Genomic DNA, 25,573 nt, shown 5'->3' on the forward strand with positions numbered 1-25,573 from the left:
ATTTTGAATTGCCACTCACAAGAAATGTGAGTGGCAGGCTGGCGGCATACGCCAACAGGCGGATTTACAGCGCGGGCTGAAATTATGAAAATTGACGTAATTGATAGAAATGTTACGTCATGCCTGAAACCTCGTTCATCCAAACCCCTGCGGGCCGCCACCTCAAAAGCCGCGTGGATGCCGTCATGGCCATCTACAAAGAGCACGGCCATGTGAACCGTTCGCTCATCTCTGAAAAATTGGAGTTGAGCAAGCTGCAGTCCAGTCAATTGTTGCGTGAGTTCTTAAGCGCCCACGCGCCCGTGCTGGAGTGGGACAACTTCAAAAACGGCTACAAAGCACACAGCAAGTTCAAGGTTCACTGAGCAGGCTTGCGCCACAACACACGCACCAGCGCGTAGTGCGTGTCGCCCGCATCAGCGGGTGCATTGACCATCGGTGTCGCGCGCACCAGCAGCTTGTATTGCACACCCGGCGTGAATGTGAAGCCCTCAACCGGGCTGTAAAAGTTAGACCACTTCAGCGCCTTCCCCTCTTTCACTTGCAAGCAGCGCATGGGCGCAACCCCCATGCACGCCACATCGTGCGCCGCCACGGTGAGGGTGATGTTTTTGGCGAGCGCGTTGTTTTGTTGGGATGGACATTCGCCGTCAGACACCCAGCTTGCCCCTGCATCTTTCATCATGCAGCGGTTGGAAAACGTTTGGGTTTTTTGCGGCAACTGCCCGCAAACAGGCGCGTATTCGCGGGTGCAGATGCCGGCGTGTGCTTGGGCGGAGATGAAGAGCAACGAGGTGAGAAGTAAGCGGGGCAACATAAATAGCGTTTTAAAAGGGGGCAAGTGAACATAACGCAAGCCAAACTAAAAAGGCGCACAAAATGATTAAAAATACAACGGTTGCCTACTGCCGCCTATAAGTCAGCGAGAACCCCGTTTGGATAAGAAACAACTCTCCGAAATCGACATCTGTGAAAAGTTCATCAGCCCCGCCATAGCGCGCGCTGGCTGGAACATTCACGACCAGATCTTTCGCGAATACCACACCTAGCAAAGGCAAAGAGCCTTGGAATGGTGAGTTTTATGTTTCTTATGGCGCTGATCGAAGCTGGGCGGATGCTCGTAAATATGGCTTCATCAGCGGCGGCGGTGGCACTTGGTATAGCCAGACGCTCAAACTTTTGTCGCCCGGCGACCGTGTATGGGTCCGTATTCCGCAAACCGGCTATGTGGGTGTGGGCGAAGTGACCGAGGTCATGCAATCAATAAAAGACTTCACTGTGCCCACTCCCAATGGAAGCCGCCCAGCCTTAGAGGCGCTGGAGAACGCTGCGGCTTTCGCCAAAACTGCCGACGATCCAGAGCAAGCCGAATACTTTGTTCGTGTGAATTGGTTAGATACCGTGGACGCAGCCCACGCTTTCAACGAAGTCGGATTATTTGGCTTGCAACATACCGTTTGCCAGCCTCGCGCAGCCAAATGGCGGCATACGGTGGACAGGTTGAAGACTGTGTTCCTGCATTGGAATGAATAAAGTTGATCTCAGCAAAAAAATGCTTAAGTTGAAATTAAATTATTTACCTATCAGGTAAAGATAATATAGAATTCAAATTCACCCAAGGAGCCGTTCTTGGAAATTAAGTTCAAGGACAAAAAGCTACAAACGCTTTGTGAAAAGCAGCAAGTAGCTGTCAAGAAGCTGGGTAGCGCTTGCGCGCACAAGTTACGTACACGCTTGGCCGATTTGGCCGCAGCTTCTAGGGTGTCCGATTTGGTGGCGGGTAACCCGCACCCCCTCAGTGGGGATCTGCAGGGGCAATTTGCCCTCAACTTAACAGGGGGCTGGCGATTGGTGTTCGCACCTGCCAACGACCCTGTGCCGCGTCGGGATGACGCTTCTATCGATTGGTCGGCAGTGACCATCGTGAGTATTGAATACATCGGGGACTACCATGACTGACATGGCAACGCACAAAACAGATGCACCGTTCACACCAGATTGGGTGTCACCTCCGGGCGACACGATTCTCGATCTGTTGGAAGAGCGCGACTGGACGCAGCAGCAGTTGGCCGACCGTTTGGGCTACACGCCGAAGCATGTGAACCAGCTGATCAAAGCCAAAGTGCCTTTGACAGAAGACGCGGCTGTGCGTTTGCAAAACGTGCTGGGCGCTTCTGTGGGTTTTTGGCTCACACGTGAGGCGCAATACCGCGAACGTCTTGCCATTGCCGAAGCCGCGCAACAGCAAGCAGCAATGGTGCCTTGGCTAGAGCGCTTCCCCATCAAAGACATGATGGATGTGGGGGTGCTAACCAAGCGCCGTGTGGATGCGAAATCAAAGCCCACTATGGTGGGTGAGTTATTGAGCTTCTTTGGTGTTGCAGCACCAGACCAATGGCAAAGCGAATACGGCTGTATGGAATTGGCGTTTCGACGCAGCCGAGAAGACCAAGCAGACGTTGCCGCTATCTCCACATGGTTGCGCATGGGCGAGCGCACGGCTGAAAAGATGGATGGCCCTGCATTTAACGAAGCCAAGTTTAAAACTGTGTTGACAGAAATTAAGGCACTTACTTGCCAAGCTCCGCAAACGTTTGAACCACGCATGCGTCAGCTCTTGCACGAGGCTGGTGTGGCATTTGTGGTGGTGCCCGCTTTGCCGCGCACGCATGTGTCGGGCGTGGCACGGTGGCTCAATGCACATCGGCCCCTGATTCAGCTTTCTCTTTATGGCAAACAAAACGACCGTTTTTGGTTCAGCTTTTTTCATGAAGCAGCACACATCTTGTTGCATAGCAAGCAAAAGAAATCTGTTTTTTTGGATGATCCAACAAAAGCGGATGCATCATCGAAAGAAGAAAAAGAAGCCAATGCCTGGGCACGAGATTTTTTGATTTCCCCCGAAGATGCAGCCCAGTTAGAGACATTGCCGAAGACAAAAATTGCAGTCGCAAACTTTGCCAACGACATTGGCGTACACCCGGGCATCGTGGTGGGACGTATGCAGCATGATCAACTGCTAGACCAGCGTTGGTTGAACGACTTGAAGGTGAGTTTTTCCTTCAAGGCGTAGCCAGTCGGACTACCGTTAAAATATCGACTTCCCCAAGGAGCGTTGCAGCTTCACCCGTCCTCTAGGACTCGCGCGTGAAGTCAGGCTTGGGGCCGAATCTTTTGCAACGACGCTCACCTGTATTGATAGCCCCCAGGTGAGTACCCCCATGAATTCCACTGCAGTTCCCCCCATGAAGCTGTCTGGCCTTGAGCCAGTGTCTATTGGCGAGGGCAGTTTGTTCGTCAACGTTGGCGAGCGCACCAACGTCACTGGCTCCAAAGCCTTTGCGCGCATGATTTTGAACGGCGAGTACGAGCAAGCTTTGGCTGTGGCGCGTCAGCAGGTGGAAAACGGTGCGCAGGTGATTGACGTCAATATGGACGAAGCCATGCTCGACAGCCAAGCCGCGATGGTTCGCTTCCTCAATCTGATGGCGGGCGAGCCCGACATTGCACGTGTGCCGGTGATGGTGGACTCGTCCAAGTGGTCGGTCATCGAAGCGGGCTTGCGTTGCATTCAGGGTAAGGGCATCGTGAATTCGATCAGCATGAAAGAAGGCTTGGACGAGTTCAAGCGTCAAGCCACCTTGGTCAAGCGCTATGGCGCAGCTGCGGTGGTGATGGCGTTTGACGAGAAAGGCCAAGCCGACACCTACGCACGCAAGATTGAAATTTGCGAACGGGCCTACCGCGTGTTGGTGGACGAGGTGGGCTTCCCACCCGAAGACATCATCTTCGACCCCAACATCTTCGCCATTGCCACCGGCATTGAAGAGCACGACAACTACGCGGTGGACTTCATCGAAGCCACGCGTTGGATCAAACAAAACCTGCCCGGCGCGAAGGTGAGCGGCGGCGTGTCGAACGTGTCGTTTAGTTTCCGCGGCAACGACCCTGTGCGCGAAGCCATTCACACCGTGTTTCTGTACCACGCCATCAAAGCTGGCATGGACATGGGCATCGTCAACGCGGGCATGGTCGGCGTGTATGACGACCTCGAGCCCGTTCTGCGCGAGCGCGTGGAAGACGTGGTGCTCAACCGAATTCCCAAATACAAAGAAGGCGAAGCGCACCTGACCCCAGGTGAGCGCCTGATTGAAGTGGCCGAAACCGCCAAGGGCGCAGCCAAAGACGACAGCCAAAAGCTGGCATGGCGTGGCACACCTGACGCGCCTGTGAGCGTGGCGCAGCGCTTGAGCCATTCGCTGGTGCACGGCATCACCGACTTCATCAACGACGACACCGAAGAGGCCTACCGCGAGATTTTGGCCAAAGCGGGCCGCCCGTTGCACGTCATTGAAGGCCCGTTGATGGACGGCATGAACGTGGTGGGTGATTTGTTTGGCCAAGGCAAGATGTTCTTGCCGCAGGTGGTTAAAAGCGCCCGCGTGATGAAGCAAGCCGTGGCGCATTTGTTGCCCTATATCGAAGCCGAAAAATTGGCGCAAGAAGCCGCTGGAGAAGACGTCAAAGCCAAAGGCAAGATGGTCATCGCCACGGTCAAGGGCGACGTGCACGACATTGGCAAAAACATCGTCACCGTGGTCTTGCAGTGCAACAACTACGAAGTGGTCAACATGGGTGTGATGGTGCCTTGCCATGAAATTTTGGCCAAGGCCAAAGAAGAAAACGCAGACATCATTGGCTTGTCGGGCCTCATCACACCGTCGCTGGAAGAAATGCAATACGTGGCCAGCGAGATGGAAAAAGACCCGTATTTCCGTGACCGTCAAATGCCTTTGCTGATTGGTGGCGCCACCTGCAGCCGCGTGCACACCGCTGTGAAGATCGCCCCCAACTACAGCGGCCCCGTGGTCTACGTGCCCGATGCCTCGCGCAGCGTGAGCGTGGCGCAAGGTTTGTTGTCAGACCAAGCCGCCAAATACATTGCCGAGTTGAATGCTGACTACGCCAAGGTGCGCGAGCAGCACGCCAACAAAAAACAAACGCCCTTAGTCACCTTGGCGCAAGCGCGTGCCAACGCCACGCCTGTGAGCTTTGAGAACTACAAACCCGCCAAGCCAAAGTTCATTGGCCGCCGCGTGTTTAAAAACTTTGACCTCGCCGAGCTAGAAAAATACATCGACTGGGCCCCGTTCTTCCAAACGTGGGATTTGGCTGGCCCCTTCCCCGCCATCCTCGACGACGCAGTGGTGGGCGTGGAAGCCAAGAAGGTCTACGCCGATGGCCAAGCGATGCTGAAAAAAATCATTGCCAACCGCTGGCTCACTGCCAACGCGGTGGTGGGTTTGTACCCCGCGCAGCGCGTGGGTGACGACATTGTTTTGTACGCCGACGAAACCCGCCAACAACAGGTGATGACGTGGCACGGCTTGCGCCAACAAACCGAAAAGCCCACCCGCGATGATGTGCGCAACCCCAACCGCTGCTTGGCCGACTTTGTGGCTGACCAAACCCAAGCCGCTGACTACGTGGGCTTGTTTGCGGTGACCGCAGGCCTAGGCGCAGAGAAGCAAGAAAAGCGTTTCATAGCCGCGCATGACGACTACTCCGCCATCTTGTTCAAAGCCTTGGCCGACCGCTTGGCCGAAGCCTTTGCCGAGTGCATGCACCACCGCGTGCGCACCGACTTGTGGGGCTATGTCGCAGACGAAGCGCTAAGTAACGAAGACTTGATCAAAGAAAAATACCAAGGCATTCGCCCCGCGCCCGGCTACCCAGCTTGCCCCGACCACAGCGCCAAGCAAGACATGTTTGCATTGCTGCAGTGCGACGACATCGACATGGGCCTGACCAGCAGCTTGGCCATGACTCCCGCAGCCAGCGTGAGTGGTTTTTACTTGGCCCATCCCGAGGCAACCTACTTCAACGTAGGCCGCATTGGTGAAGACCAAGTGCACGACTTGGCGCAACGCCAAGGTGTGGCGGTGAAAGATTTAGAGCGTTTGCTGGCGCCTAACTTGTAAAAGTAAAAAGGCTCCGTTGACACTGAGCCTTTTTTGTTTGCGTTGCTTGTGAAGTTGCAGCGTGTGCGCAAATGGTTAGCGAGGCACTTCAGCGCACGCCTTACCAGCGCAACAAGCGTAAGCCCAGCAAAGCGCCAACACCCGCCATCACGGCCATACCCGCCACATACCAAACCGCCAAAAACGCGTAAGCAGTTTCGGGGCAGTGCAGTGAGTACACCAAGCCCGCGATCGCGCCCGCCATCAAGCCAGCACTTGCGCCCGCCAATGCTGGGCGCGTAGGGGCCATGCCGCGCAGCATCCACAACAAAGCCGCCAATAACGGCACGGACAGCGCTGCAATGCTGGCGCTGCACACTTGCCAAGAGCTGCCCAGCATGAGTTGCATACCCGTGTCTGCATCCACAGACGCCACTTGCATCAAGGCCAGCAGGGCCATGCCCACCAGTGCGGCAGCGACGCCCCACACGCCTAGGCCAGCGGCAATGCCTGGTCGAGCCAAGTGCATCACCACAGGCACTGCGAATGTGCAGGTGAGCAGCAGCCACATCACCTTCACCCAAAACGCTTGGGTGTGGGCGAGGGCATTCAGCTCGGGGTTCAAGCCCCACAGTGTCAGCACCAGTGCCAAGCTGATGGCTACGCCAGCAGCGGTGGCTTTTGCGCAGCGGCGCAAGGGCGAGACAGTGGGTGTGGCGCTAGCTTCAGTCGCCAGCATGGCAATGAGATCGTTGGTTTTCATGGTGTGACTCCAAACTTTTGGGCCAAGGCTTTGAGCCCACGGTGGATGTTGACTTTGACTGCGGCTTCGCTCTGCCCCGTGAGCTGAGCAGACTCAGTAATCGACAGGCCTTGCAGCTTGGTGTGCTCGATGGGCAGGCGTTGTTTGTCGGGCAGTTCAGACAACAGCTGGTGCACATCGCGCGAGGCATCGCGAGCCTCGTTGTCGTTGTCGACCCACAGTTGTTCTGCCCAGTCGTCGATGTCGTCGTGCTTGCTTTCGCGGCGCGAATGGGCGCGCAAGTGGTCAATCAATTTGTAGCGTGCAATCGCATACACCCAAGCCGTTAGCGGTTGATCGCTTTGGTAGGTGTGTCGCTTTTGATGAATGGCAAACAAGGTTTCTTGCACGAGGTCCTCGACGTCTTGGGGTCGTGAATACAAACGTCGTTTCAAAAACGCTCGCAAATGCCCACTGATGGCTGACAGCGCTTTTTCGTAGCTGGGCGCGTGTCCGGCTAACGCTTGCATCCAGGTGGCGTGCAGTGAGGTTTCTAAGGTTTGTAAATCCACGGTCACATCAGTTCGTCGGCGGGGGAGAAAAAGTTACAGAAAACTTTTTATAAATGTTTGTAACCAATTTGTTTGCGGCGGCGAATTACCCAAAGACCGCTGGTCATGATTATCAACTCACCTTTCAAAGGACTCTCATCATGAAAAAACAACAACTTCTCTCTTTGGCTTTGGGCTCTGCATTCGCTGTGGCCGCTATCAGCCCCGCTATCGCAGCCAACCCATTTGAAGCAAGCAAGCTCGATAGCGGCTACCAATTGGCCCAAGCCGACATGAAGCAAAAAGACGGCAAATGCGGCGAAGCCAAGTGCGGTGCTGACAAGAAAAAAGAGGCCTCATGCGGTGGCGACAAAAAGAAAGATGCGTCTTGCGGCGGTAAGAAGTAATTCAGCAACCTTGCGTGGAGTGACGCCATCATGAACCGACCCCTCTCAGGCGCAGGCCTTGGCTTTCGCCGCGAATTGATAGAGCCGCTGAAACACAGCGTGCCAAACGTCATCGACTTCTTTGAAGTTGCGCCCGAAAACTGGGCTGGCTTGGGAGGCCGGTCGGCCAAAGACTTGCGTCACTTCACCGAACGCTACCCGTTTGTGTGCCACGGCTTGTCCCTCTCATTGGGTGGGCCTGCACCGTTGGACACACAACTGCTACACAAAACCAAAGCCTTCATGAAGGCGCATGGCATGCAGCTGTTCACCGAGCATTTGTCTTGGTGTTCTGATGAATCGCACCTGTACGACTTGCTGCCCATCCCCTGTACCCAAGAGGCGGTGATGTGGACAGCCAAGCGCATCAAGCAAGCGCAAGACATTTTGGAAATGCGCATTGGCATTGAAAACGCATCCACCTACATTGCCCCACCTGGCGCAGAAATGAGCGAAGCCGAATTTGTGGCGGCGGTGGTCAAAGAGGCAGATTGCCTGTTGCATTTGGATGTGAACAATATTTACGTCAACAGCAAAAACTTCGGCTTTGACGCCTTGGACTATCTCAACACCTTGCCGCTAGAGCGCACGTGCTATGTGCATGTGGCCGGTCATTATGTAGAGCCCGATGGCCTGCTGATCGACACACACGGCGCTGAGGTGATCGATCCTGTATGGCATTTGTTGCTGGCCGCGTATGAGCGCATGGGTGGCGATGTGCCCACCTGCTTAGAGCGCGATTTCAATTTGCCCAGCTTGAGCGAGCTGACGGTTGAAGTCATGCAAATTGCACGGTTGCAGGCGCAAGCGCCACGCATGAAGAAAGTGGCGTGATGACGACTTTGCGCAGAAGCTTTCAGCAAGACATGGCGTGCCACTTGCGCGACCCGCATCACACCATGCGCCCCGCAGGCGTGCCCGCACGGCGCATGGCGGTGTACAACGAGATGCTGTTTAACAACGTGTGCGGCTTCATCGACACCTGCATGCCGCTAAGCCGTAAATTGCTGGGTGACACCGCATGGCGACGTTTGTGCCGCACTTTCTACCGTGACTGGCCTTTGCACACGCCTTGGTTTCGCGACATTCCGCGCGAGTTTGTGCGCTATCTCCAAGAGGGCCAACCTAAGCAGCCTTTGCCACGGTGGCTACCTGACTTGACGCATTACGAATGGGCCGAGCTGGCGGTAGATGTGATGGACGTGATGCGTCCAGTGGTCAACGCACAAGGCGACCTGATGGCAGAGATCGTGGTGCTCAACCCCGCACGCATGGACTTGCACTACGACTGGGCCGTGCATCGGATTGGTGAGCAACACAAACCACGCAAATCTTTGGAGACGCATCTGGTGGTGTACCGCGATGCAGACGATGCGGTGCACTTCACCGAGGTGAATGCCGCCACCGCACATGTGCTGGCGCTGCTAGACGCGCAGCCCATGAGCGGTACGCAAGCGATGCAACACATCGCTGAACAAATGCGACATCCGCAGCCCGAACTGCTGATGGCATTTGGGGTCACCTTGCTCAAGCAACTACAAGAACAAGACATTATTTTGGGAACACAACCATGAGCCAAAACATCCATCACGTGTGCATGAAAACACGCCTCAATCAATGCCTAGGCACGTTCGACGCGTTGGGTTTGTGGGTAGGTCTGTTCAGCCTGCGCTTGATTCTGGGTTGGGATTTCTTTGAATCAGGATTAGAAAAATTCAACGGCGAAAACTGGTTTGCAGATATTCAAGACCAGTTCCCGTTTCCTTTCATCCTCGTGCCTCCCAACATCAGCTGGCAAATGGCCACGTGGTTTGAGCTGCTCGGCGGTATCGCTTTGGTCATCGGGCTTGGCACGCGCTTTTTCTCGGTGTCATTGTTGGTGCTGAGTGTGGTCGCCATTGCCAGCGTGCACTGGCCAGAGGCGTGGCACACATGGGGCGAGTTGGCCCAAGGCTATGTGTTCACCGACAAAGGCTTTGGCAACTTCAAGTATCCCGTGGTGCTGATGGGCATGTTGTGGACCCTGCTGTGGATGGGCCCCGGTCGACTGTCGCTGGACGACGTGTTGCGTCGCCGTTGTGTCAGCTGAGCATGCTGTTGCCCACCACTTGCAGCACACCAAGGCTGGCAGACACAGCAGTGGCCAATGATGCGAAGACTGAAATTTATCGAGAGACGCCTACGTGATTTGTGAGGTCTTGGGGTAACTATCAAAAAGACTTTAATTTGCAAATTCGTTTCATCATGTTCTGTGCGCAGGTGTCGAAGTAGTCGCCTAGGGCCAAGCGTTGGCCCGTTGATAGGACGCTTACTTTATGAAACATCACACCTTGCATGGGACGGGCTTGGCCCTGCGCCCCGCATTGTTAGCGCCGCTGAAAAATCGTGCGCCAGACAATTTGCAATTTTTAGAACTCACCCCACCCGATTGGATCGGCGTGTCGGCGCGTATCTGTAAAGACTTGCAGCAACTCACCCAGCACTACCCTTGCGTGTGTTTGAGCCAAAGCTTGTCATTGGGCGGGCCCGGCGCGTTAGACAAACATGTGTTGCGCGATTTGCGCAGCTTCATTGCCGAGCACGGCGTTCAGGTTTTTTCCGAAGCCTTGGCTTGGAGCGCAGACGATGCGCCCTTGTTCATCAACCTGCCCATTCCCAGCACACGTGCTGCTGTGGCTTGGACGGCCGCGCGCATTGCCCAAGTGCAAGACGCACTCGGTTTGCGCATTGGCATTCGCAACGTGGTGCATCGCATGACGCCGGCACACGTGGACATGAACGAGGCTGAGTTCATTTCGGCTGTGGTGTCAGCGTCGGGTTGCAGCTTGCATTTGGACTTGCATGCGCTTGCTGCAAATGCGTTGCACTTTGGCTTTGACCCGCATGCGTTTTTGCAAGCCCTGCCACTGAGCCACATCGACTATGTGCGTGTGGGCCGCGAATACCCCTTGCTGGGTGATGTGCTGGCGCGCACCCACCGGCGCGTGGCGCGCTGTGTAGACGATGTGATGCAACTGAACTTAGAGGCCCTGACATGTTGAACGATTTCCGACAATTTCAATTCGCACTGGCGCGCCATTTGCGCGACCCCCTAGGCGTATCGGCTCCTGCTGGTGTGTCTTTTGCCGATGCAGCGGCCTGCACGCAAGACATGGTGACGCATGTGAGCGAGGTCTTGGCGCCTGCGTTTCCCGTGACGTGCGCGTTGTTGGGTGATGAGATGTGGGAGCATGCCGTGCGCCTCTTCCTCAAAGACGCACAACCGCATACGCCTTGGGCTAGCACCACTCAGCGGGCTTTTGTGGACCACGTGTGTGAAAGCCCAGACATGCAACGCTTGCCCGCGTGGCTGCAAGACTTGGCACACTTCGAATGGTTACAAAACGCCGTCAACACCACGCCAGTAAGCTGGCCCGCGTGTGACGTCGATGCGAATGTGATGCACCACGCCGTGGTGCTCAATCCCACCCATGTGGAGGCGGCGTATGAGTGGCCTGTTCACAGCATTGACACCGATCACCAGCCAGATGACATGCAAAGCACCTACGTGTCCATGTTGCGCGACAAGGACGACACGCTGCACGTGTTGGAAAGCAGCGTCTTTCGTGGTCAGCTGATTGACTTATTGCGTGATGGGCAAAGCGGTGAACAAGCCTTCATGGTGTTGGCCATGTGGTTGTCGCACCCCGAACCTGAAGCCTTTGTGCGTGAAGGTGCAGAAGTGATGGCGCAGCTGCAACGCGAAGGCATTGTGTTGGGTGCTCGCGTGTGAGGCGTGGTCAGTGACTGACCAACACACGCCGGTATTGCAACGCTTCGGCCACATGCGCCACTTGCACCGAGGTGCTGTCGGCCAAGTCTGCAATGGTGCGTGCCACGCGCAGCGCGCGGTGTGTGCTGCGGCTTGACCAACCCAGCTTGGTCGCTGCGTTTTGTAAAAACGTGGCCGCTGCTGCATCGAGCTGCAGGTGAGCTTCCAAAGCTTGGCCCTGCAAACCTTGGTTGGGTGTGCCTTGTCGCGCGAGTGCTTTGGCATACGCCGCCAAGCAGCGTGCACGCACGGTGGCGGTGGATTCACCCGACACGCTGTGCATCAACACCTCGGTAGCCAGTGTGGGCACTTCCACTTGCAAGTCGATGCGGTCTAGTAAAGGGCCGCTGAGCTTGCCTTGGTAACGCGACACTTGGTCGGGTGTGCAACGACAAGCTTTCATGCTGAAACCCAAGTAGCCGCAGGGGCAGGGGTTCATCGCTGCAATCAATTGAAAACGCGCAGGAAACTTGGCCTGAGTAGCCGCACGCGAGATGGTGATGTGACCGTTCTCCAAAGGCTCGCGTAAAGCTTCCAGCGCGCTGCGCTTGACTTCAGCAAGCTCGTCCAGAAACAGAACACCGTTGTGCGCCAAAGAAATCTCACCTGGACGCGGTGGCGTGCCACCGCCCACCAATGCCACAGACGTTGCTGTGTGATGCGGGCTGCGCGTGGGCCGCTGCATCCATTGGTTCAATTCAAAGCGCCCCGCCAAGCTAGCGACGGCGGCGCTCTCCAGTGCGTCGTCCAGTGTCATGTCGGGCAGCAAGGCCGCAAAGCGTTGCGCCAACATGGACTTGCCTGTGCCGGGTGGGCCGACTAATAAGAGAGAGTGTCCGCCAGCAGCTGCAATCTCTAGGGCCCGACGTGGGCCGGCTTGACCTTTGACATCGACCAAGTCAGGGCCGTGTGGGATGGCTGGTGCACTCAGCACCGGTGCTTCAATGCGACACCAGCCGTCGGTGGTGTGTACGGGCAGCGAGCCTTTCAACTCGGGTTTGGCAAAGTGCGCGACCACATCGCTCAGGTGTTGGGCGCGGTAGACCTCGGCTGTGGGGACAAGCGCAGCTTCTTCGGCACTGCCCGGCGGCAACACCAAACGTGTGCGCACCCCTGCACCACGCAAAGCCAGCCCCATGGCCAACGCACCACGCACGGGGCGTAGCTCGCCAGACAGCGACAACTCACCTGCAAATTCGTATGACGCCAATGCTGCTTCATCCAATTGCCCATGGGCTGCCAAGATGCCCAGCGCAATGGGCAAATCAAAGCGGCCCGAGTCTTTGGGTAAATCGGCAGGCGCGAGGTTGACCGTGATCCTCTTATTGCTAGGGAAGTCTAGGCCTGCGTTTTGAATGGCGCATCGCACACGTTCGCGCGCTTCTTTGACTTCGGTATCTGCCAAGCCCACCAAGGTGAAACTGGGTAAACCGTTTGCTAAATGCACCTCAACGGTCACCGCGGGTGCTTGCAAACCCAAAAGTGCGCGGCTGTGAATTAACGAAAGCGTCATAAATCTTCTCTTTTTGAGTGATTAGCCCCATTGCAGGGCGTGTAAGGCAAAGTGATGCACCAACTGTGTGCGTGAAAATGGTTCGGTAGCCAGACTACTGCATCACTTTGGGTCTTAGTTCTAGTAAAGGGATCACTTTTGTGGATTTCAACGCTGGCACGGACCCTGCTAAGTAGGTGTATCCCTCTTTATTTTTCAACGGAGAAAACTATGAACCTCAAGTCCAAAATCGTGTTGGCCCTCTTGGCCACATCTTCTGCAGCGTTTGCACAAACTGCACCTGTAGCGCCTGAAGTGACTTACAACGTGGGCGTGGTGAGCGAATACCGTTACCGCGGCCTTGCGCAAACCAAGGGTGATCCCGCCCTACAAGGTGGTGTGGATTACGCCAATGCAAATGGCTTTTATTTGGGTGCTTGGGGTTCGACCATCAAGTGGATCAAAGACTCGACAACTGCAGGCGCTAACGAAACAAAGGGTCCAGTTGAGTTGGACATCTATGGTGGCTACAAGTTCGAAGCAGCGGGCGTTGGGTTTGATGTTGGTTACTTGCGTTACCAGTACCAAGGCAACACACTGAAGAACAGCACGGCCGCAACCTTTGTTAATGCCAATACAGATGAAGTTTATGGTGCTGCAACCTACGGCGTAGCAACATTGAAATACTCATACGCACTTTCAGATTTGTTTGGTTTTAACAACTCAAAGGGCAGCACATATTGGGATCTGAGCGCTGCTTTTGATTTGGGTAACGGCTATTCACTCGTGCCCCATGCTGGACATCAGAAAGTTGTGAACAACACAACTAGCTACTCAGATGTTTCTTTGACTTTGAACAAAGATTTGGGTGATGGCCTCACCGCTAGTCTTTCAGCGATCAGCACAAACGTCAAAGGTAAAAACGACTTCGCCTCGTACGGTTCTGGCTACGACGTAGCCAAAGATGCTGTCGTTGTTGGCGTCAAGTACGCGTTCTAACCCAACGCACTGTCTTCTCTAGGAGCAACCATGAAACTCATCACCGCCATCATCAAACCCTTTAAGTTGGACGAGGTCCGCGAGGCCCTTTCCCAAATCGGGGTGCAAGGTATCACTGTCACTGAAGTCAAAGGCTTCGGCCGTCAAAAAGGCCATACCGAGTTGTATCGCGGTGCTGAGTACGTGGTTGACTTCTTGCCAAAGGTCAAGATCGAAGCTGCGGTTGACGCTGAACACGTCGAGCGCGCGATCGAAGCCATCGAAGGTTCTGCACGCACCGGAAAAATCGGCGACGGCAAGATTTTTGTTTACGACCTCGAACAAGTCGTCCGCATCCGCACCGGCGAGACCGGTCCAGAAGCGCTTTAAGAAAGAAGACCATCATGAAAAAATTCCTAAGTTCTCTCACACTCGGGTTGGGGCTTTTGCTCTGCGGTGCTGTGGCAATGGCCGCTGATGCGGTTGTGCCAGTTCCTAACAAAGGCGATACCGCCTTTATGACGATTGCGACTGTGTTGGTTATCTTGATGACCATTCCAGGTTTGGCTTTGTTCTACGGCGGTTTGGTGCGTAGCAAAAACATGTTGTCTGTGTTGATGCAAGTCTTCGTGGTCAGCTCACTCATTTATGTGTTGTGGGTCATCTACGGTTACTCGGTGGCATTCACAGGTGGCTCTCCATTCTTTGGTGGCTTCGATAAGTTGTTCTTCCAAGGCATCACACCTGACTCTGTGGGCGCGACCTTCAGCAAAGGCGTTGTGATTCCTGAGTTCACTTTCGCTGCTTTCCAAGCCACCTTCGCGGCCATCACTTGCGCCTTGATCGTGGGTGCGTTTGCTGAGCGTGTGCGCTTCTCTGCCGTGTTGTTGTTCTCTGCCATTTGGTTCACGTTCAGCTACTTGCCAGTGGCCCACATGGTTTGGTACTGGGACGGCCCTGACGCGATCACCGACGCTGCAACTTTGGAAACTGTGACTGCCGCTGCTGGCTGGTTGTGGGCCAAGGGTGCTCTGGACTTCGCTGGTGGTACTGTGGTGCACATCAACGCTGCGGTGGCTGGTTTGGTTGGCGCATATGTGATCGGCAAGCGTACGGGCTACGGCAAAGAGTCAATGGCGCCTCACAGCTTGACATTGACCATGGTTGGCGCATCTTTGTTGTGGGTGGGTTGGTTCGGTTTCAACGCCGGCTCTAACCTCGAAGCCAACGGTGTGGCTGCACTCGCTTTCGTGAACACTTTGGTGGCGACTGCTGCTGCGACTCTGGCTTGGATTGCTGGTGAAGCATTGGCCAAAGGCAAGGCCTCGATGTTGGGCGCAGCCTCTGGTGCAGTGGCTGGCTTGGTGGCGATTACCCCAGCGTGCGGTTTCGTGGGCCCTATGGGTGCCATCGTGATCGGTGCTGCAGGCGGCTTCCTCTGCTTGTGGGGTGTGAACGGTCTGAAACGCCTGTTGGGCGCTGACGACTCACTCGATGTGTTTGGTGTGCACGGCGTGGGCGGTATTGTGGGTGCGTTGTTGACCGGCGTGTTTGCAGCTCCTTCATTGGGCGGCACAGGCATCTTTGATTACGTGGCCAACGCTGCAAGCGCTGACTACTCAATCGGCGGTCAAGTGTTGATCCAGCTCGAAGCTGTGGTGACCACCATTGTTTGGTCTGGCGTGGTTTCATTCATCGCCTTCAAACTGGTTGACATGGTTCTGGGTCTGCGTGTGACGGAAGAAGAAGAGCGCGAAGGCCTCGACATCAGCTCACACGGCGAAACTGCCTACCACCGTTAATTTTTCAAGTACTTCAAGTTTTCCTTGGACTTCACAGCCCGCACCTGAGAAATCAGGGCGGGCTTTTTTATTTTTAAACGGGGCTGTGCAAAAAATTCAAAACCCCTGTCAGGCCCAGCGGCTACCATGACAGCCATGCCAGATACCTTGCAACACACCCTTCAGCATTTCACCGACCGCATTCTTGAGGCGACCAAAACTGGCCAGCCTTTGCGCTTGCGTGGCGGCGGCACCAAAGACTTTTTAGGTCAATCCTTGCAAGGCGAGGTGCTGGACACCACGGCCTACAGCGGCATCTTGAGCTATGAGCCGAGCGAGCTGGTCATCACCGTGCGCTGCGGTACACCGTTGGCCGACGTAGAAGCCGCCTTGGCGCAAAAAGGACAGTGCTTTCCTTTTGAGCCGCCGCACTTCGGCGCGGGCGCGACGATTGGCGGCATGGTGGCCGCAGGTTTGAGCGGCCCCGCCCGAGCCAGTGTGGGCACAGTCCGTGACTTTGTGCTGGGCGCACGCGTCATCAACGGTAAAGGCGAGCACCTGACCTTTGGCGGCCAAGTGATGAAGAACGTGGCCGGCTACGACGTGTCACGTTTGTTGGCCGGTAGCTGGGGTCAGCTGGGCCTGATCACTGAAGTGTCTTTGAAAGTCTTGCCTGTCGCCCCAGGCGAAGCCACGTTGGTGTGTGCGGGTGTGTCGCAAGCACAAGCTTTGAAACTCATCAACCAATGGGGCGGCCAGCCGCTGCCCTTGAACGCGAGCGCATGGGTGCACGACACCACGGCATCGCCCGCGCAAGACTATTTCTTTGTCCGCCTGCGCGGCGCAGTGGCCGCGGTAGACGCAGCCATCGTCAAGATGAGTGCGGAGGTGAAAGCACTTGGCGCACACGTGAGCATCTTGGACCAAGCGCAAGCTGCAGCCGACTGGCAAGCCAGTGGCGAACAAACTCTAGATTTCTTCAAAGCGCCCACCGAGCAAGATTGCTTGTGGCGCCTCAGCGTGCCGCAAACCGCGCCCGAGTTGGACGTGCGCGTCAATGGCGCTGCGTGCGCGCAATACGTTGAATGGCACGGCGCACAGCGCTGGCTGTGGGCCCCCGCCTCGGCGGCGACTCAAGTGCGCGAAGCGGCGGTGAAGGCAGGTGGCCACGCCACCTTGTTCCGCACCAGTGCTGCCAGTCAACAAACTTTGGGCGATGTGGACAAGCAAGCCGGCGTGTACACCCCACTCAACGCAGTGCAACAACGCATTCAAAACGAACTCAAAAAACAGTTTGATCCAGCGGGTGTCTTGAACCCCGGTCGCGCTTAATACACAGACTCAGGCCCACACATGCAAACCAACCTGGCCCCCCAATACGTCGGCACGCCCGAAGGCGAACAAGCCGAAGCCATTTTGCGCAAGTGCGTGCACTGCGGTTTTTGCACAGCGACGTGCCCCACGTATCAACTGCTGGGCGACGAGCTAGACGGCCCGCGTGGCCGCATCTATTTGATGAAGCAAGTGTTCGAGGGTGCCAAGCCCACGCGCAAAACCCAGCAGCACTTGGACCGCTGCTTGACCTGCCGCAACTGCGAAAGCACTTGCCCCAGTGGCGTGCAATACGGCCACTTGGTGGACGTGGGCCGCAAAGTGGTGGATGCGCAAGTGCAGCGCCCCATGGGTGAGCGCATCATGCGTTGGGCTTTGAAAGAAGGCTTGCCTTCGCCCCTCTTTGCACCCGCCATGAAATTGGGCCAAGCGGTGCGCGGCATTCTGCCCGCCAAGCTCAAAGCCAAAGTGCCTGCGCCTCAAACGGCTGAGCGCAACGGTGTGGTGTGGCCCACCCAAACGCATGCACGCAAAGTGCTGATGCTCGCTGGCTGTGTGCAACCCGCCATGCTGCCCAACATCAACACCGCCACCGCGCGTGTGTTGGATGCGGCTGGTATTCAAACCATCGTCGCGCCTAAGGCCGGTTGCTGTGGTGCAGTGAAATTCCACTTGAACGACCAAGACGGTAGCCTGGTGCAAATTCGCGCCAACATCGACGCATGGTGGCCGTTCGTCGAACAAGGCGTGGAAGCCATCGTGATGAACGCCTCGGGCTGCGGCGTGATGGTGAAGGACTACGGCCACGTACTGAAAGACGATGTCGTTTACGCCACCAAAGCCAAACGCATCAGCGAACTCACGCAAGACTTGAGTGAGTTGTTGCCCGAGTTGGTGCCCGTGCTCAAGCCCAAGTTGAAAGCCCATGTGTTGGCCAACGCGGGCATGCAAGCGTTCCACCCGCCGTGCACATTGCAGCACGGCCAGCAGCTCAAAGGCGGTGTTGAAAAGCACTTGGCTGAGCTGGGCTTTGCCATTCAAGTGGCCAACACTGAAGCGCATTTGTGCTGCGGCTCAGCAGGGACTTACAGCGTACTCAATCCCGAAATCAGCACCACCTTGCGTGACCGCAAGTTGGGCCACTTAGATGCACTGAAACCCAAAGCCATTCTGAGCGCCAACGTGGGTTGCATCACCCATTTGCAAAGCGGCACGGACGTGCCCGTGAAGCATTGGGTGGAAGTGTTGGATGAGGCGTTGAACTAAACCTAAGCGGCAAGCTAACTTGCGTTGGCTTGCTTTGCGGTTTAGGCGGCGAGGGCGGCTTCGATGTCCTTTGACAACTTCGCTGGCGCATCCATCGATGCATAGCGCTTGAGCACACGGCCGTCTTTGCCCACCAAGAACTTGGTGAAGTTCCATTTGATGGCTTCGCTGCCCAACACGCCGGGCGCTTCTGCTTTGAGCCACTTGAACAACGGGTGTGCGTGGTCGCCATTCACATCGACTTTTTCCATCATCGCAAAGCTCACGCCGTAGTTGCGTTGGCAAAACGTGCCAATCTCTTCGTTACTGCCCGCGTCTTGCGCGCCAAATTGGTTGCACGGAAAACCGATGACGGCTAAGCCTTTTTCGCCATAGATTTTGTGCAGCGCTTCTAAGCCTTCAAATTGCGGTGTGAAACCACAAGCGCTGGCCGTGTTGACGACCAGCAGCACTTGGCCTTGGAGGTCTGCGAATGACAACGGTGTGCCGTCAATGCGGTTGGCGGTGAAGTCTTTGAGAGCTGTCATGTGATGAGCCTTTCTATGCAGAGCAGCAACGCGTGTGTTGCATTAAGCGTGTGTTTTGTCAGTGTGCGCTTGTGATGCCAACAACGCAGCCAACACAATCATGCCGCCACCTAGGCCCACGCGCCACGTGAGCGCGGATGCCCCTAGTGCCACCGAGGACACACTGGCAAACACCACCTCTGACATCATCACCATGGCCGTGGTGTGTGCGCTCAAACGCGCAGCGCCGTATTGCAAGGTGAAGTTCGATACCAAGAAGGCTGCACTCAGACCCAGCACATAAGGTGCCCAAGCGCCAATGTCGTTTGTCGCCAGCATAGACAACGCGGGAATCACACCCGCCCACGTGGCCAGAATGGCGCAGACCACTGCCATCAATGCACCACCACCAAACATGGCCACCATGCGCGATGACTCAGGCGTGTGCTGCAAACGTAGCAACCAAATGTTGGTGAGCGCAAAACAAAAGCCAGCAAGTAAAGCCAACACGTCAGGTAAATCTTGCGGCAGCGGCCAAGGCGATTCCGGCGTTTTGAGCACCAACAACACGCCCACAAGAGCCAGCGACAAACGCATCAACGCACCGCGTGTGGGACGCTCACCCAGCATCCACCACGCCAGCAGCAACGACCACGTGGGCATGAGATAAAACAGCAACACCACGCGCACCACATCGCCTGTGGTGACGGCCCAGTTAAAGCCAATGTTGGTGAGGCCAGATGCGGCCATGAGCCACCAAAGTTGGGGATGTTGATGGAAGTGTCGCCAGCCTTGTGGGCTGATGAACGTCAGCACGAGGGTGGCGAGTGTGAAGACCGCTGCGGTGGCCCATAAGGGGTGCAAGCCAGCGGCATCAAGCTGGCGCAATGGCCACCAAGACAAGCCCCACACCAAAGCGTTGAGGGCCAAAGCCAACACGGCCAGCATGGGACGTGTGGTCAAAAGTTAACCGTGCAAGTCGTCGTTGCGAGCAATGTGCATCAAGCGCGCGAGTTCTTCGCGGTGGTGTTTGTGGTTGTGCTCATGCCAGAGTTTGATGAGCCACATCACATAACCCACCAACGCACCAAACGCGGTGATGGCGCCAAACGCGCTCAGGCCCATGCCTGTGCTGAAGGTGTACAAAAAGCCCAGACCCAAAATGCACAGCTGTTCGTTGAGGTTTTGCACGGCAATCGAGCGGCCCGCACCCATGAGGTTGTGACCGCGGTGTTGCAGCAACGCGTTCATGGGCACGACCAAGAAGCCGCCCAAGCCGCCCAGCACAATGAGGAAGGGCACAGCCAGCCAGAGGTTGTCGATGAAGTTCATCGCCACCACAAAGCAGCCCATGGCAATCCCCAAAGGCATGAGGCGTGTGGCGTGGTCGAGTCGCATCTTCATCGATGCCACTACCGCGCCCACGGCGGTGCCGATGGCGACCACGCCGACCAAACTGGACGCCTGTGTGGTGGTGTAGCCCAAAGCAGCCGCACTCCAAGCGAGCACGATGTAGCGCAAGTTGCCGCTCACACCCCAGAACAAGGTGGTGGTGGCCAAAGAAATTTGGCCCAGCTTGTCTTGCCACAAGCGTTGGTTGCAATGCCAGAAGTCGGGCACCAGTGCGAACAAATTGCGCGCCATGGTTTTCTCAGGGTCGAGGCGCATCGGAATGAGCGCGGCACCTGTGTACGGAATGCGTTTGTTGAACCAAGCGGCCAAGGCATACAAGGGAATCAACAAACAAATGGCAGCTTCAGCGGAAGAGTCGATGCCTGTTGTGATGAAGGGCAGATCAAACGACAACAACCAAGCCGACAGATTCGGGCCAACGAGTTGGCCGCCCAGCAACACGCCCAAAATGATCGACGCAATAGTCAAGCCTTCAATCCAACCATTGGCTTTGACCAATTGCGACGCGGGCAGCAGCTCAGTCAAGATGCCGTACTTCGCGGGTGAGTAGGCTGCAGCGCCCAAACCCACTACCGCATAAGCAAGCAAGGGGTGCACGCCAAACAACATCATCAAACAGCCCACTACTTTGATGGTGTTGCTCATCAGCATGACTTCGCCCTTCGGTCGTGAGTCGGCAAACGCGCCGACAAACGGCGCGAGCACCACGTAGAACAGAGCAAACATAGGCACCAGAGCGGCGCGCTGCCATTCGGCGGCGCCATCTGACTTCAGCAATTCGACGGCTGTCACAAACAGTGCGTTGTCGGCCAACGAACTGAAAAATTGGGCCGACATGATCGTATAAAAACCGCGCTTCATGGATAGGTCTGACAGACGTGCAGAGGGCTGCAGGCCTGTTGATTCTTCTTTCTTTTTTAACTACCCGAGGTTATATCACGCGGGTGCCACAATATTGACCATGCCCCGCCCGATTCAAGCCTTTGTTCACACCGACGCTTTGCGTCATAACTTGACACGCATGCGTGCCGCAGCACCCGACGCCCGTGTGTGGGCCGTGGTCAAAGCCAACGCGTATGGCCATGGCATTGAGCGGGTGTTTGAAGGTTTGCGTGGCGCCGATGGCTTCGCCTTGTTAGACCTCGATGAAGCGCAGCGCTTGCGCAGCTTGGGCTGGCGCGGTCCGGTGCTGTTGCTAGAAGGCGTGTTTGAGATGCGCGACCTAGAGCTGTGCTCACGCTTAGACCTGTGGCACACCGTGCATTGCGATGAACAAATAGACATGCTCAGTCGTCACAAGACGCAAGTGCCGCACCGAATATTCCTCAAAATGAACAGCGGTATGAACCGCTTGGGTTTCACGCCAACGCGTTTTCGCTCGGCATGGACACGCCTGAACCAATTGCCGCAGGTGGATGAAATTTCTCTCATCACCCACTTCAGCGATGCCGATGGTGCCAAAGGCATTGCCGAGCAAATCGCGGCATTCAACAAAACCACCGAAGACTTACCCGGTGAGCGCAGCACCTGCAACAGCGCAGGCTTGTTGCGTCACGCGCATGACGCAACGGTGGCCGCTGATTGGGTGCGTCCCGGTATTGCGCTCTATGGCAGTGCGCCCGACTTCCCCGAGCGCAACATCGCGCAATGGGATTTGCAACCCACCATGAGTTTGCGCAGCCGCATCATTGGCACACAAGACTTGCAAGCGGGCGACGCCGTGGGCTATGGCTCATCTTTCACCGCAGATACTGCGATGCGCATCGGCATCGTGGCCTGCGGGTATGCCGATGGTTACCCGCGCCACTGCCCCACAGGCACGCCGGTGTTGGTCGATGGTGTGCGCACACGCACCTTGGGCCGCGTGAGCATGGACATGATTGCGGTGGACCTGACCCCTTGCGATGCCGCAGGCCATGCGGCGGGTTTTGGCAGCGAAGTCACGCTGTGGGGGAAGGCCAGCAACGGCGTGTTGTTGCCAATTGACGACGTGGCCCAAGCCGCAGGCACGGTGGGCTACGAGCTGATGTGCGCGGTGTCGGGCCGCGTGGGATTCACGCAGGACTGAAGCGGCTCTCAGGGCTTGTTGAACAACGGGTGCAAATTGTTGTGAACGGCATTGAACACCTCATGCCCTTCATCAATTTGCAAGGTGATCCCAATGGGGCGTTCGGCAAACACGTCTGCGAAATGGGCTTGGGTCGCGGCTAACAGTGATTGACCAACCTGTTCAATCATCTCGGGTGTGCGGCCTTTGGCGATGCGAAAGTTCAAATACACATAGGCATAGTCGCCGCTGCCATCGGCAATGACTGCGTGCGTTGTTGCAAATGCCAACACGCGCGTAGCGCCGATGGGGAACACGGCTTTGCCATCCGGATGTTTGGCTGACAACATGGTGTTGCTCAAAGTTTGGCAAAGCTCAGCCATGTTGGTTTCGGCATCGAGTTGCGGGGTGTATTGAATGATGAGGTGGGGCATGTGCCAAGTGTCTCGCAGCTTTTACGTCGTGTGAGCTTTTAAAAATAATAGAACTTAAATACTAAAATGCAATATTAAAAATTCATGTCTGTGCCTGTACGTTGTTATGAAAAATCTCAGCATCAAACTGCAACTGTCGTTGAGTGCCATCGCCGTGGGCTTTATCCTTTTATTGGCGCAGCTGGGGCTTCAGTTTTATGTGCTACGCGCAGACATCGTTCAACGCATTGAGAAAAATGAATTTCGCCAGCTAAGCGACTTTGCCAATAATTTGGATGAGCGGTTGCAAGACAGTGTGGCCATGCTCGCGAGCGTTGGCCTGAATGTGCCTGCGGAGCAGATCGGCGATCTGCCTAAGTTAGAGCGATTTCTGCAACGCGAGCATGCCTTGTTGAATGTCTATGACGACCTCTACATCTTTGATGCCAACGGCATTTTGCAAGTAGATTGGCCTGTCAAACCCGGGCGCCGTTCTTTGGATATGTCTGCGCGTGACTACATCCAAGGGGTGATTCAGACCCGTGTGCCTGTCATCTCCAAGCCCATCCTTGGTAAAGCGACCAAGCAACCCATCGTGGTGGTGGCCGCGCCGATCTTGGACAAACAAAACCGATTGGTGGGCATTTTGGGTGGGGTACTCAATTTGTACAAACCCAATTTGCTGGGCTCAATCGCGACCCAGAAAAATGGTGAAACGGGTTACTACTACTTGGTCACCAAAGACCGCATGCGTATTGCGCATCCTGATGCGAGCTTGATTTTTAAACCCGTGCCAGAGGGTAGCGGCAATATTCCTTTTGAAAATGCGATCAAAGGATTTGAAGGCACGCAGGAGGGCTACACCACGCGTGGTTTGAAAGGTTTGTTCACGTTTAAACGCTTGCAAGCCACAGATTGGATCGTGGCATCGGTGATTCCATCCGAAGAAGCTTTTGCCCCGATTGAGGCGTTGTACCAACGCATGCTCATCGTGACGGCGCTGTTGATGCTGACGATGGTCCCGCTGTTGTGGGGGTTTGTTGCCAAATTGGTGCAGCCCTTAGGTCAACTGGCCTATGCGATGCATGACAAGGCAGAGCAAATGCGCAAGGGCTTGCAGGTAACGCCGATTGCAGAAATGGGTGGGCAAGAAATTAAGACGGTGGTGCTCGCCTTCAATGCGTTCATGGAAGCGAGGCAGCGCGCTGAAAATGAGCTCTCACTCGCGCGCGATGCCGCGCAGTCGGCCAATGAATCCAAGAGCAATTTTTTGGCAAACATGAGCCATGAAATCCGCACACCGATGAATGGCATCTTGGGCATGACGGAGCTGTGCTTGCAAACACGCATGACCACGGAGCAACGCAGTTATTTGGAGATGGTGTCGGCTTCAGCCAACTCCTTGTTGGTCGTCATCAACGATATCTTGGACTTTTCCAAAATCGAGGCACAAAAACTCTACTTGGATCCGCATGAATTTTCACTGCATGCGCTGATTCGTCAGGCCTCGCGAACCCTGTCGTTGCGTGCATCCGAAAAAGAACTGGAACTCGTGTGCGATGTGGCCGTCGATGTGCCAGACATGGTGGTGGGCGATCCCTTGCGCCTGCAGCAGGTGATCAGTAACTTGTTGGGGAACGCCATCAAGTTCACTGCGCAAGGTGAAATTGTGTTGACAGTGGCGTGTCGACAAAACGCCTCAACGCCAGAAAGTATTGGTTTGTTTTTTCAGGTCAAAGACACAGGAATTGGCATTTCACACGACAAGCAAGCCTTGATTTTTGATGTGTTCACGCAAGCAGATTCCAGCACCGCACGCCGCTTTGGCGGATCAGGTTTGGGCTTGGCCATCAGCCGCAATTTGGTCCAAATGATGGGCGGCGAGATTGATGTGAGCAGCGAGGTTGGCAAGGGCAGCACCTTCAGCTTCACCGTACAGCTGCAACGCGCACAGTCCTCCCACATGACGGCAAACCAAATTTCGCCCAGTCTGCAAGGTCAGACGGTACTGGTGGTCGATGACACGGCCAGCAACCGCCATATGATGACCAAGCGTTTGACGTGTGCTGGTTTGCATGTCGTCGCCACAGACAGCGCTGCACATGCATTGCATTCCCCCCAATTGACGCAGGCCGCCCTGGCATTGGTGGATGTGAACATGCCCGACATTGATGGGTACGACTTGGTCAAGCAGCTGCGTCAAATCAAAACAGCCGCACAACTGCCCATCCTCATGATGGGCACCTTGAGTGAGCAAATCAGCCAAGAGCAGTTGGACCAGTTTGATATCCAAGGCTTCTTGGTCAAGCCCATCGATTCTTATGAATTGGTGGCATCGCTGAACCGTGTGTCTGCGGTGAATGTCGTGCACGATGAACCGGTTCGCGCACCACGAGACGCGGCTGCGCTGACTGCTACACGGCAAGTGTTGCTGGTGGAGGACACACCGATCAACCAAACCTTGCAGTCCATTTTGCTCAACCGCATGGGTTATGAAGTGACGCTGGCGAACAATGGCCTAGAAGGCTTAGAAGCGTTCAACACGCAAGCGTTCGATTTGATCTTGATGGACATTCAAATGCCAGAAATGGGGGGCATTGAAGCCACCCAATTGATGCGTGAACAAGAGCAGCTGCGACAGTTGAAACGCACCCCCATCATTGCGGTGACGGCGAATGCGCTCAAAGGCGATCGTGAGCGGTATTTTGAGGCGGGCATGGACGGCTATGTGTCCAAGCCGCTGTCTATGGACTCGCTCAAAACTGAAATGGAGCGCGTGCTCGCGCAAGCCAAGTTTTCGTTAGAGATGGATTGAATTTTGGGTTTTACGACCAC

The 25,573-nt window shown here is 55.7% G+C and carries 26 protein-coding genes and 1 riboswitch; of the genes, 18 read left to right on the forward strand and 8 right to left on the reverse strand.

Features of this window, described 5'->3' with window-relative positions:
* The first annotated feature begins 119 nt into the window (after positions 1-119).
* Positions 120-365 (forward strand): hypothetical protein, encoded by a 246-nt coding sequence (locus LINBF2_RS00160; RefSeq protein WP_281889484.1) that lies wholly within the window; start codon positions 120-122, stop codon positions 363-365.
* On the opposite strand, the gene LINBF2_RS00165 is transcribed toward LINBF2_RS00160, so the two are convergent.
* Complete coding sequence (locus tag LINBF2_RS00165; RefSeq protein WP_281889486.1) at positions 359-817, reverse strand: DUF4377 domain-containing protein; 459 nt, start codon at positions 815-817, stop codon at positions 359-361. The two genes, LINBF2_RS00160 and LINBF2_RS00165, sit on opposite strands and share 7 nt — an antisense overlap.
* A 362-nt stretch (positions 818-1,179) precedes the next feature.
* On the opposite strand from LINBF2_RS00165, the gene LINBF2_RS00170 reads away from it, so the two are divergent.
* The 4 genes from LINBF2_RS00170 (at position 1,180) to metH (ending at position 5,981) form a co-directional block, all read left to right on the forward strand.
* Positions 1,180-1,533: a hypothetical protein gene (locus LINBF2_RS00170; RefSeq protein ID WP_281889488.1), complete on the forward strand. Its 354-nt coding sequence runs from the start codon at positions 1,180-1,182 to the stop codon at positions 1,531-1,533.
* 96 nt (positions 1,534-1,629) lie between these two features.
* Positions 1,630-1,959 (forward strand): type II toxin-antitoxin system RelE/ParE family toxin, encoded by a 330-nt coding sequence (locus LINBF2_RS00175; RefSeq protein WP_281889490.1) that lies wholly within the window; start codon positions 1,630-1,632, stop codon positions 1,957-1,959.
* On the forward strand, positions 1,952-3,073 hold the full coding sequence (locus tag LINBF2_RS00180; protein ID WP_281889492.1) for an ImmA/IrrE family metallo-endopeptidase: 1,122 nt from the start codon (positions 1,952-1,954) through the stop codon (positions 3,071-3,073). The genes LINBF2_RS00175 and LINBF2_RS00180 overlap by 8 nt, the downstream gene beginning before the upstream one ends.
* A 28-nt stretch (positions 3,074-3,101) precedes the next feature.
* Positions 3,102-3,195: riboswitch (S-adenosyl-L-homocysteine riboswitch) on the forward strand.
* A gap of 26 nt (positions 3,196-3,221) precedes the next feature.
* A complete protein-coding gene (gene metH, locus LINBF2_RS00185; RefSeq protein WP_281889494.1) occupies positions 3,222-5,981 on the forward strand; it encodes a methionine synthase in 2,760 nt (919 codons plus the stop codon).
* A gap of 100 nt (positions 5,982-6,081) precedes the next feature.
* Here the strand turns inward: metH and LINBF2_RS00190 are convergent, their stop codons facing one another.
* Together LINBF2_RS00190 and LINBF2_RS00195 are read right to left on the reverse strand one after the other, a co-directional pair.
* Positions 6,082-6,723, reverse strand: a complete 642-nt coding sequence (locus LINBF2_RS00190) for a DUF1109 domain-containing protein (protein ID WP_281889496.1) — start codon at positions 6,721-6,723, stop codon at positions 6,082-6,084.
* On the reverse strand, positions 6,720-7,274 hold the full coding sequence (locus tag LINBF2_RS00195) for a sigma-70 family RNA polymerase sigma factor (RefSeq protein WP_281889498.1): 555 nt from the start codon (positions 7,272-7,274) through the stop codon (positions 6,720-6,722). Before LINBF2_RS00195 ends, LINBF2_RS00190 begins: the two co-directional genes overlap by 4 nt.
* 140 nt (positions 7,275-7,414) lie before the next feature.
* Between LINBF2_RS00195 and LINBF2_RS00200 the strand changes: the two genes are divergently transcribed.
* From LINBF2_RS00200 to LINBF2_RS00225, 6 genes are all read left to right on the forward strand, one after another.
* Positions 7,415-7,660, forward strand: coding sequence for a hypothetical protein (locus tag LINBF2_RS00200; RefSeq protein ID WP_104796875.1), 246 nt, complete (start codon positions 7,415-7,417; stop codon positions 7,658-7,660).
* A gap of 30 nt (positions 7,661-7,690) precedes the next feature.
* On the forward strand, positions 7,691-8,533 hold the full coding sequence (locus LINBF2_RS00205; protein ID WP_281889501.1) for a DUF692 domain-containing protein: 843 nt from the start codon (positions 7,691-7,693) through the stop codon (positions 8,531-8,533).
* Positions 8,533-9,273: a putative DNA-binding domain-containing protein gene (locus LINBF2_RS00210; RefSeq protein WP_281889503.1), complete on the forward strand. Its 741-nt coding sequence runs from the start codon at positions 8,533-8,535 to the stop codon at positions 9,271-9,273. Before LINBF2_RS00205 ends, LINBF2_RS00210 begins: the two co-directional genes overlap by 1 nt.
* Complete coding sequence (locus LINBF2_RS00215; RefSeq protein ID WP_281889505.1) at positions 9,270-9,788, forward strand: DoxX family protein; 519 nt, start codon at positions 9,270-9,272, stop codon at positions 9,786-9,788. The genes LINBF2_RS00210 and LINBF2_RS00215 overlap by 4 nt, the downstream gene beginning before the upstream one ends.
* Positions 9,789-10,014: 226 nt before the next feature.
* On the forward strand, positions 10,015-10,740 hold the full coding sequence (locus tag LINBF2_RS00220; protein ID WP_104796872.1) for a DUF692 family multinuclear iron-containing protein: 726 nt from the start codon (positions 10,015-10,017) through the stop codon (positions 10,738-10,740).
* Positions 10,734-11,471, forward strand: coding sequence for a putative DNA-binding domain-containing protein (locus tag LINBF2_RS00225; protein ID WP_281889508.1), 738 nt, complete (start codon positions 10,734-10,736; stop codon positions 11,469-11,471). The genes LINBF2_RS00220 and LINBF2_RS00225 overlap by 7 nt, the downstream gene beginning before the upstream one ends.
* Before the next feature lie 7 nt (positions 11,472-11,478).
* On the opposite strand, the gene LINBF2_RS00230 is transcribed toward LINBF2_RS00225, so the two are convergent.
* Positions 11,479-13,023, reverse strand: a complete 1,545-nt coding sequence (locus LINBF2_RS00230; protein ID WP_281889509.1) for a YifB family Mg chelatase-like AAA ATPase — start codon at positions 13,021-13,023, stop codon at positions 11,479-11,481.
* A 210-nt stretch (positions 13,024-13,233) separates the two neighbouring features.
* On the opposite strand from LINBF2_RS00230, the gene LINBF2_RS00235 reads away from it, so the two are divergent.
* From LINBF2_RS00235 to glcF, 5 genes are all read left to right on the forward strand, one after another.
* The gene (locus LINBF2_RS00235) at positions 13,234-14,001 is read left to right on the forward strand and encodes a TorF family putative porin (protein ID WP_281889510.1); all 768 of its coding nucleotides are present in this window, start codon (positions 13,234-13,236) and stop codon (positions 13,999-14,001) included.
* A gap of 30 nt (positions 14,002-14,031) precedes the next feature.
* Complete coding sequence (locus LINBF2_RS00240) at positions 14,032-14,370, forward strand: P-II family nitrogen regulator (RefSeq protein ID WP_104796868.1); 339 nt, start codon at positions 14,032-14,034, stop codon at positions 14,368-14,370.
* A 14-nt stretch (positions 14,371-14,384) separates the two neighbouring features.
* Positions 14,385-15,782 (forward strand): ammonium transporter, encoded by a 1,398-nt coding sequence (amt, locus tag LINBF2_RS00245; protein ID WP_104796867.1) that lies wholly within the window; start codon positions 14,385-14,387, stop codon positions 15,780-15,782.
* Positions 15,783-15,917: 135 nt separating this feature from the next.
* Positions 15,918-17,093 (forward strand): glycolate oxidase subunit GlcE, encoded by a 1,176-nt coding sequence (gene glcE / locus LINBF2_RS00250; protein ID WP_104797150.1) that lies wholly within the window; start codon positions 15,918-15,920, stop codon positions 17,091-17,093.
* Positions 17,094-17,114: 21 nt separating this feature from the next.
* Complete coding sequence (glcF, locus tag LINBF2_RS00255; protein ID WP_281889514.1) at positions 17,115-18,359, forward strand: glycolate oxidase subunit GlcF; 1,245 nt, start codon at positions 17,115-17,117, stop codon at positions 18,357-18,359.
* A gap of 41 nt (positions 18,360-18,400) precedes the next feature.
* On the opposite strand, the gene LINBF2_RS00260 is transcribed toward glcF, so the two are convergent.
* Genes LINBF2_RS00260 through lplT form a run of 3 tightly spaced genes read right to left on the reverse strand, consistent with a single transcriptional unit; the run spans position 18,401 to position 21,139 of the window.
* Entirely contained in the window at positions 18,401-18,886 is a 486-nt protein-coding gene (locus tag LINBF2_RS00260; protein ID WP_281889516.1) for a glutathione peroxidase, read from the reverse strand.
* A gap of 42 nt (positions 18,887-18,928) precedes the next feature.
* Positions 18,929-19,828, reverse strand: a complete 900-nt coding sequence (locus tag LINBF2_RS00265) for a DMT family transporter (RefSeq protein ID WP_348773710.1) — start codon at positions 19,826-19,828, stop codon at positions 18,929-18,931.
* A 3-nt stretch (positions 19,829-19,831) separates the two neighbouring features.
* A complete protein-coding gene (gene lplT, locus LINBF2_RS00270) occupies positions 19,832-21,139 on the reverse strand; it encodes a lysophospholipid transporter LplT (protein ID WP_281889518.1) in 1,308 nt (435 codons plus the stop codon).
* A gap of 100 nt (positions 21,140-21,239) precedes the next feature.
* Between lplT and alr the strand changes: the two genes are divergently transcribed.
* Positions 21,240-22,346, forward strand: coding sequence for an alanine racemase (alr, locus tag LINBF2_RS00275; protein WP_281889520.1), 1,107 nt, complete (start codon positions 21,240-21,242; stop codon positions 22,344-22,346).
* 8 nt (positions 22,347-22,354) lie between these two features.
* Here the strand turns inward: alr and LINBF2_RS00280 are convergent, their stop codons facing one another.
* On the reverse strand, positions 22,355-22,759 hold the full coding sequence (locus tag LINBF2_RS00280; protein ID WP_104796863.1) for a 5-carboxymethyl-2-hydroxymuconate isomerase: 405 nt from the start codon (positions 22,757-22,759) through the stop codon (positions 22,355-22,357).
* A 106-nt stretch (positions 22,760-22,865) separates the two neighbouring features.
* On the opposite strand from LINBF2_RS00280, the gene LINBF2_RS00285 reads away from it, so the two are divergent.
* The gene (locus LINBF2_RS00285; RefSeq protein WP_281889522.1) at positions 22,866-25,553 is read left to right on the forward strand and encodes a response regulator; all 2,688 of its coding nucleotides are present in this window, start codon (positions 22,866-22,868) and stop codon (positions 25,551-25,553) included.
* The last annotated feature ends 20 nt before the right edge of the window (positions 25,554-25,573 follow it).

Origin of the sequence: Limnohabitans sp. TEGF004 (assembly GCF_027924965.1) — a bacterium.
In the GTDB taxonomy this organism is placed as follows: Bacteria; Pseudomonadota; Gammaproteobacteria; order Burkholderiales; family Burkholderiaceae_C; genus Limnohabitans.